Raw genomic sequence first — 7,395 nt, forward strand, 5'->3', positions numbered from 1 at the left:
GCCCGGGGGCACCAGCTCCGGCAGGTTCCGCTCCAGGACCCCGGCCAGCGCGGCCGCGACCGCCCGGTCGTGCGCGGCGACCTGCTCGGCCAGCGCCGGGCTCCGGGCCGCGACCAGCCGGAACTCCAGGAACAGCAGGATCCACCCGGTCTCCGCCGGCTCGACCCGCAGCAGCGCCTCCACCAACCGCCGGGCCCGCTCCCGCGGCGCCAGCGACTCGCAGGCGGCGGCCAGCTCCGCGAGCTCGGCCAGCCGCTGCCCCGCCTGGTCGTCGAAGAGGGCCAGCAGCAGGTCCTCCTTGCTGCCGAAGTTCGAGTAGAAGGCGCCGCGGGTGTAGCCGGCGGCGGCGCAGACGTCCTCGATGCTCGTCCGGGCGAAGCCGACGGAGAGGAACAGCTCGCTCGCCGCGGCCAGCAGCCGGGCCCGGGTGTGGATGCGGCGTCTGGGTGGTCGGGGGGCGGTGTCGGCGGGGGGCGGGTTCACGGGAGAACGATACATGGTGTATTCAGTACGAGTCGTATTCAATACGAGTCGTACTGAACGAGGAGCCGCTCCGTGAGTCGACTGCTGATCACCAACGCCCACCTGCTCCACCCCGAGGACGGCACCCGCACCGACCTCGGCTGGCTGGAGGCCGCCGACGGCCGGATCGCCGCCACCGGCACCGGCCGCCCGCCCGCCGCCGGCGAGGACGTCCGGGTCCTCGACGCGGCCGGCGGCACCGTGCTGCCGGGCCTGATCGACGCCCACGTCCACCTGCTGATCACCTCGCTCGACCTGCCCGACTTCGCGAACTGGACTGCCGGCTACGCCACCGTGCGCGCCCTCGCCGAGGCCGAGCGGATGCTGCGCCGCGGCTTCACCACCGTCCGCGACGTCGGGGGCGCCGACCACGGGATGGCCCGGGCCCTGGACGAGGGCCTGGTACCCGGCCCGCGGCTGCTGCACGGCGGCAAGGCGCTGTCCCAGACCGGCGGCCACGGCGACCTGCGCCCGCTCGGCGAGGACGTGCTGCCCTGCTGCGAGTCCCGCCCGAACTTCGCCCGGATCGCCGACGGCGTGGACGCGGTGCGCACCGCCGCCCGGGACGAGTTCCGCAAGGGCGCCCACCACCTCAAGGTGCTGCTCTCCGGCGGCGTCGCCTCCCCGCACGACGAGATCGGCGCCGTCCAGTACAGCGAGGAGGAGATCCGCGCGGTCGTCGAGGAGGCCGAGAACCACAACCGCTACGTCACCGTGCACGCCTACCACCCGCGCGCGATCGACCGCGCCCTGCGGGCCGGCGTGCGCTGCGTCGAGCACGGCAACCTGCTGGACGACGGCACGATCGCCCTGCTGCTGGAGAAGGACGCCTTCCTGGTGCCCACCCTGGTCGCCTACGAGGAGACCGCCAGGCTCGGTGCCGCCTCCGGCCTGCCGGCCGCCTCGCTGGGCAAGCTCGCCGAGGTCCGCGACCGGGGCCTGGAGGCCTTGGAACGCGCCCACCGCGCGGGCGTCGACCTGGTCTACGGCAGCGACCTGCTCGGCCCGCTGCACCCGGCCCAGCTGGAGGAGTTCACGCTGCGCGCCCGGGTCCAGCCGGTCGCGGACGTGCTGCGCTCGGCGACCACCACGGCGGCCCGGCTGCTCGGCATGGCGGGGGAGATCGGCACCCTCGCCCCGGGCGCCCACGCGGACCTGCTGGTGCTCGACGGCGACCCGCTCGCCGACCTCACCGTCCTCACCCGGTCCGACCTCCACCCGAAGCGGGTGGTCAAGGCCGGCGTCCCGGTCTGACGGCCCGGCCGTACAGCCGAACGGCCGTACGGCGAAACGGCGGGCGGGCGCCCGGGGAAGACCCCGAACGCCCGCCCGCCGCGGAGGACCCGCGCGCTACCGCGCTTCGCCCGGCCGTGCCTACTTGGTGCCGCGCTTCGCGAGGAAGGCCTCGACCTCGGCCCGGATCTCCGGGGTGTCCAGACCGCGCACCGTCATGGTGGTGCGGCGGCGCAGCACGTCGTCCGTGGTGTACGCCCACTCGTTGTCCGCCGCGTACGCGACCTGCGCCCAGACGTCCGGACCGTCCTCGTGGATCGGCCGGCCGAGCTCCGGGTTCTCGTCGATCATGCGGGCGATGTCGAAGGACAGGGTGCCGTAGTGGCTGGCCAGGTGCTTGGCCACCAGCGGCTCCATCCGCGAGCCCGGGTCGCGGTCGATCAGCAGGCGGTGCGCCACCGCGTTCGGCGCGCCGACGCCCGGCAGCGGGACGGTCGGGGCGATCGGGGACATGTCCTCGCCGAGGCTGGTGCCGGGCACGTGGGCCAGCTTCTCCAGCACGGTGCGGCCGATGTGCCGGTAGGTGGTCCACTTGCCGCCGGAGACCGACAGCATGCCGCCGCGGCCCTCGGTGACGACCGTCTCGCGCTTGGCGGCGGCGGTGTCGCCCGGGCCGCCCGGGAGCACCCGCAGGCCGGCGAAGGAGTAGGTGATCAGGTCGCGGTCGAGGTGCTCGTCGCGGATCGCGTGCGCGGCCTCGCCCATGATCTGGTCGATGTCCGCCTCGGTGGCCCGGACGTCCTTCGGGTCGCCGGTGTACTCCTCGTCGGTGGTGCCGAGCAGGACGTGATCCTCCCACGGGATGGCGAAGGAGACGCGGTACTTGTCGATCGGGATGGTCAGCGCGGCGCGCCACGGCGCCCGGCGCTTGACGACCACGTGGGCGCCCTTGGAGAGGCGGATCGACGGCGCGGCGCCCGCGTCCTCCATCTTGCGCAGGTGGTCCACCCACGGGCCGGTGGCGTTCAGCACCAGGCGGGCGTCGATGCCGAACTCGCTGCCGTCCAGGCGGTCGCGCAGCTCGGCGCCGGTGACCCGGCCGCCGGTGAAGCGCAGGCCGGTGACCTCGGCGTGGTTGAGCACCACGGCGCCGGCGTCGACGGCGGCGCGCACGGTCATCACGGCGACGCGCGAGTCGTTCATCTGGTGGTCGCCGTAGACGGCCACCGAGCGCAGGCCCTCGGTGCGCAGCGCGGGCACCTGCTGGGCGGCGTGCGCGGCGGTGGAGACCCGGCCCATGCCGTCGCGGAAGGCGGACAGCGCCGAGTACAGGAAGACGCCGGCGCCGAGCTTGGCGGCGCCGTGCGGGCCGCCCTTGTAGACCGGCACGAAGAAGGTCAGCGGGTTGACCAGGTGCGGGGCCACGTCGGTGGAGAGCGCGCGGCGCTCCTTGTGGTTCTCCGCGACCAGCTTGACCGCGCCGGTCTGCAGGTAGCGCAGACCGCCGTGGACGAGCTTGGAGGAGGCGCTGGAGGTGGCACCGGCGAAGTCGCCGGCGTCGACCATGGCGACCTTCAGGCCGGCCTGGGACGCGGTCCAGGCGACGGCCGTGCCGAGGATGCCGCCCCCGATCACCAGCAGGTCGTAGGTGGCCTTGCCGAGCAGTTCGCGGGTCTCGGCGCGGGAGGCGGTGTGGCCGGCGGTGCGCTCGGCGCCCAGGGTCGGGATGGTTGCCATGGTGGTTGTGTACGGCGCGCGGGTCGGGCGGCGCCGTTACTCCTCTCGTGTGCGGTGCGGCCTCTGCGGGAGAGGCCGGTCGGCCCGGTGCGGCGGGCCGGTGAAACGCGGTGACACCCGCTGCCGGAACGGCGGGCGGCCGGTCGGGGCACGGGGCCCCGACCGGCTGTCGGTCAGTTGTTCTCTTCTTCCTCCACCCAGCCCATGGTGCGCTCCACGGCCTTGAGCCACTTCTTGTACTCACGCTCCCGGGTGGCCTCGTCCATGCGGGGGGTCCACTCGGCGGCGCGGTGCCAGTTGGCCCGCAGGGTGTCGAGGTCGTTCCAGAAGCCGACGGCGAGTCCGGCCGCGTAGGCGGCGCCGAGGGCGGTGGTCTCGGCCACGTAGGGCCGCTCGACCGGGGCGTCCAGGACGTCGGCGATGTTCTGCATGAGCAGGTTGTTGCTGGTCATGCCGCCGTCGACCTTGAGGGCGGTGAGCTCGACCCCGGAGTCCTTCTGCATGGCGTCGACGACCTCGCGGGTCTGCCAGGCGGTGGCCTCCAGGACGGCCCGGGCCAGGTGGCCCTTGGTGACGTACCGGGTCAGACCGGCGATCACACCGCGGGCGTCGGAGCGCCAGTACGGGGCGAACAGGCCGGAGAAGGCCGGGACGAAGTAGGCGCCGCCGTTGTCCTCGACGGTGTTGGCGAGGGTCTCGATCTCGGCGGCGGTCGAGATGATGCCGAGCTGGTCGCGCAGCCACTGGACGAGCGAGCCGGTGACGGCGATCGAGCCTTCCAGGGCGTACACCGGGGCCTGGTCGCCGATCCGGTAGCCGACGGTGGTCAGCAGGCCGTGGTACGAGTTGACGATCTTCTCGCCGGTGTTCAGCAGGAGGAAGGTGCCGGTGCCGTAGGTGGACTTGGCCTCGCCCTCGTCGAAGCAGGTCTGGCCGAACAGCGCGGCCTGCTGGTCGCCGAGCGCGGAGGCGACCGGGACGCCGGCCAGGTCGCCGACGGCCTCGCCGTACACCTCGGCGGAGGAGCGGATCTCCGGCAGGACGGACATCGGGACGCCCATCGACTCGGCGATCTTGTCGTCCCACTGCAGGGTGTGCAGGTTCATCAGCATGGTGCGGCTGGCGTTGGTGACGTCCGTGACGTGCTTGCCGCCGTCGACACCGCCGGTGAGGTTCCAGATCACCCAGGTGTCCATGGTGCCGAACAGGATGTCGCCGGCCTCGGCGCGCTCGCGCAGGCCCTCGACGTTGTCCAGCAGCCAGCGGATCTTCGGGCCGGCGAAGTAGCTGGCCAGCGGGAGGCCGGTCTCGCGGCGGAAGCGGTCCTGGCCGACGTTGCGGCCCAGCTCGCGGCAGAGGCCCTCGGTGCGGGTGTCCTGCCACACCAGCGCGTTGTGCACGGGCTCGCCGGTGTTCTTGTCCCACAGGACGGTGGTCTCGCGCTGGTTGGTGATGCCGATCGCGCGGATGTCGTCCTTGGTCAGGCCGGCCTTCTCCAGCGCGCCGCGGACGACCGACTGCACCCGGGTCCAGATCTCGGCGGCGTCGTGCTCGACGTAGCCGGGCTGGGGGAAGATCTGCCGGTGCTCCTGCTGGTCGACGGCGACGATCCGGCCGTCGGCGCCGAAGATGATGCAGCGGCTGGAGGTGGTGCCCTGGTCGATCGCGGCGATGTAGTTACCGGTGGAGGTCATGGGGAGGGTCCTCGGCTCGGGTTCGGGGGTTACGGGGTGGGTGGGCCTGACGCGTCGGTCGGTCAGTCCCCGTGTGCGGCGGGGTCGAACCCGTCCTTTAGAAGATGGCGTTGTAGAGGCCGCCGGCCGCGAGTCCGCCCAGGATCGGGCCGACGACCGGGATCCAGGCGTACGACCAGTCGGAGCCGCCCTTGTTCGGGATCGGCAGCAGGGCGTGCGCGATGCGCGGGCCGAGGTCACGGGCCGGGTTGATCGCGTAGCCGGTCGGGCCGCCCAGCGAGAGGCCGATGCCGACGACGGTGAAGGCGACCATCAGGGTGCCGGTGCCGGACTGGGAGAGGCCGCTGTTGGTGCCGATGGTCAGGATCGCGAAGCAGAGCACGAAGGTGCCGATGACCTCGGTGATCACGTTCTGGACCGGGTTCCGGATCTCGGGGCCGGTCGAGAAGATGCCGAGGGTGGGCTCCTTGTTCGCGTTGAACTGGCCCAGGTAGGTGGCCCAGACCAGGACGGCGCCGATGATCGCGCCGAGCAGCTGGGAGCCGAGGTAGAGCGGCACCTGGCTCCACTCGCCGCTCTTGACCGCGAGGGCGATGGTGACGGCCGGGTTGAGGTGGGCACCGGACTTCGGGGCCGACATGTAGGCGGCGATGAGGACCGCGAATCCCCAGCCGAAGGTGATCGCCAGCCAGCCGGCGTTGACGGCCTTCGACTTCTTGAGGGTCACGGCGGCGCAGACGCCACCGCCGAGAAGTATCAGGGCGGCGGTGCCGAGGGTTTCGCCGACGAAGACGTCGCCGTTGGAGAACGCGGACACAAAGACTCCCTTGTCCATATGGCCCGGAGGGTGGGTGGGGGCAGGCGGCCGGTCGATCGTTGTGCGGGTGAGCGCACTGTGGGAGTGATCTCTCCGGCCATCGTTCGACAATGTCGACCGTCATGCGGAAGCTTCCTCCCCAGGTCGCCCCCACGTCAAGGCAGGGTTACGGAGCTGTGACCCTGACCCCGACAGGTCCGTCGACGTTACCGAGCGGAGCGCCCCGAAACAGGACAAAACGCCAGAGGCGCGGACAGGCCTCCGCCCGTCCGCGCCTCAGCGTGACGAATCGACGGCCCTCCGCGAGCCGCCCGTGGATGTGCTCAGAACCGCCCGGCGCCCAGGTCGCGGGAGATCGCCCGCGCCGCGCTGCGCACCGAGGCCACCAGCGAGGGCTTCACGAAGCCGTCCTCGCAGACCCGCTCGACCGCCCCGCTGATGCAGACCGCGCCCACCGGGTTGCGCCGCCGGTCCTGGATCAGCGCGCCGATCGAGGCCACGCCCTCCCAGGTCTCCTCGATCGAGTCCGCCCAGCCGCGCTCCCGGACCAGCGCGCACTCGGCGTCCACGTCGGCCGCCTCGGTCAGCGTGCGCACGGTGTACGACTCGTACGGGCCGTCGCCCAACTCGCCGCGCGCGACCGGGTCGTAGGACACCAGCACCTTGCCCAGGGCGGTGCTGTGCAGCGGCTGCATGGAGCCCACCTCCAGCACTTGCCGGGTGTCGTCCGGCCGGAACACGTGGTGCACGATCAGCACGCCCTGCTGGTGCAGCACGCCCAGGTAGACCGTCTCCCCGGCCGCCCGGGCCAGGTCGTCCGCCCACACCAGCGCCCGCGCCCGCAGCTCGTGCACGTCCAGGTAGCTCTGGCCCAGCCGCAGCAGCTCGGCGCCCAGCTGGTACTTGCCGGTCTCCGGGTCCTGCTCGACGAACCCCTCCTGCTGCAGCGTGCGCAGGATGCCGTGCGCCGTGCCCTTGGCCAGGTCCAGTGCCGTCGAGACCTCGGACAGGCCGAGCCGGCGCTCGCCGCCGGCCAGCAGGCGCATGATCGCGGCGGCCCGGGAAAGCGACTGGATCGGGCCGGGCATGGGAACCTCCGCGCTGACAGGCGGTCGACATTGTCGACCACAGTGGTGACGGGACGAGTCTGCCAGGCCGCCCTGACTCCGTGCACCTTCCCCCCGGGTAACCCGCTCTCGACCCCGTGTTCACCTGCCGTGCTCCCAGGTCCGGGCCGGGGCGTGCACACGCGCCCCCGCGCCGGTCCTCACCGCCCCGCGCCGGTCCTCACCGCCCCGCGCCGGGCCTCACCCCGCCCGCGAGGTCAGCCCGCCGCCTCCGCGCACTGCGCCCGCAGCACCGTCACCTCCGCCGCCAGCGCCGCGATCCCGT

The 7,395-nt window shown here is 72.8% G+C and carries 6 protein-coding genes; 1 reads left to right on the plus strand and 5 read right to left on the minus strand.

The window, feature by feature from the left end:
- Positions 1 to 483: TetR/AcrR family transcriptional regulator (locus AE652_RS30595; protein WP_049657371.1), on the minus strand; the 483-nt coding region annotated here is incomplete at its 3' end.
- Positions 484 to 555: 72 nt separating this feature from the next.
- On the opposite strand from AE652_RS30595, the gene AE652_RS30600 reads away from it, so the two are divergent.
- Positions 556 to 1,776: an amidohydrolase family protein gene (locus AE652_RS30600; protein WP_049657372.1), complete on the plus strand. Its 1,221-nt coding sequence runs from the start codon at positions 556 to 558 to the stop codon at positions 1,774 to 1,776.
- Between the two features lie 120 nt (positions 1,777 to 1,896).
- On the opposite strand, the gene AE652_RS30605 is transcribed toward AE652_RS30600, so the two are convergent.
- The 4 genes from AE652_RS30605 to AE652_RS30620 form a co-directional block, all read right to left on the minus strand.
- Complete coding sequence (locus AE652_RS30605; protein WP_049657374.1) at positions 1,897 to 3,492, minus strand: glycerol-3-phosphate dehydrogenase/oxidase; 1,596 nt, start codon at positions 3,490 to 3,492, stop codon at positions 1,897 to 1,899.
- 173 nt (positions 3,493 to 3,665) lie between these two features.
- The gene (glpK, locus tag AE652_RS30610) at positions 3,666 to 5,186 is read right to left on the minus strand and encodes a glycerol kinase GlpK (protein ID WP_049657375.1); all 1,521 of its coding nucleotides are present in this window, start codon (positions 5,184 to 5,186) and stop codon (positions 3,666 to 3,668) included.
- A 97-nt stretch (positions 5,187 to 5,283) separates the two neighbouring features.
- Positions 5,284 to 6,003 carry an MIP/aquaporin family protein gene (locus tag AE652_RS30615; protein ID WP_234348595.1) on the minus strand — a complete coding sequence of 240 codons (720 nt, stop codon included), beginning with the start codon at positions 6,001 to 6,003 and terminating at the stop codon, positions 5,284 to 5,286.
- A gap of 323 nt (positions 6,004 to 6,326) precedes the next feature.
- Positions 6,327 to 7,091: an IclR family transcriptional regulator gene (locus AE652_RS30620; RefSeq protein ID WP_049657378.1), complete on the minus strand. Its 765-nt coding sequence runs from the start codon at positions 7,089 to 7,091 to the stop codon at positions 6,327 to 6,329.
- Positions 7,092 to 7,395 lie beyond the last annotated feature (304 nt).

The sequence above is a fragment of the Kitasatospora sp. MY 5-36 genome, assembly GCF_001182915.1.
Taxonomy (GTDB): domain Bacteria; phylum Actinomycetota; class Actinomycetes; order Streptomycetales; family Streptomycetaceae; genus Kitasatospora.

Excerpts from the sequence above, each read along its gene's own strand:
- glpK (WP_049657375.1), bottom strand. The coding sequence starts at position 5,186 with ATGACCTCCACCGGTAACTACATCGCCGCGATCGACCAGGGCACCACC.
- AE652_RS30620 (WP_049657378.1), bottom strand. The coding sequence starts at position 7,091 with ATGCCCGGCCCGATCCAGTCGCTTTCCCGGGCCGCCGCGATCATGCGC.
- AE652_RS30605 (WP_049657374.1), bottom strand. The coding sequence starts at position 3,492 with ATGGCAACCATCCCGACCCTGGGCGCCGAGCGCACCGCCGGCCACACC.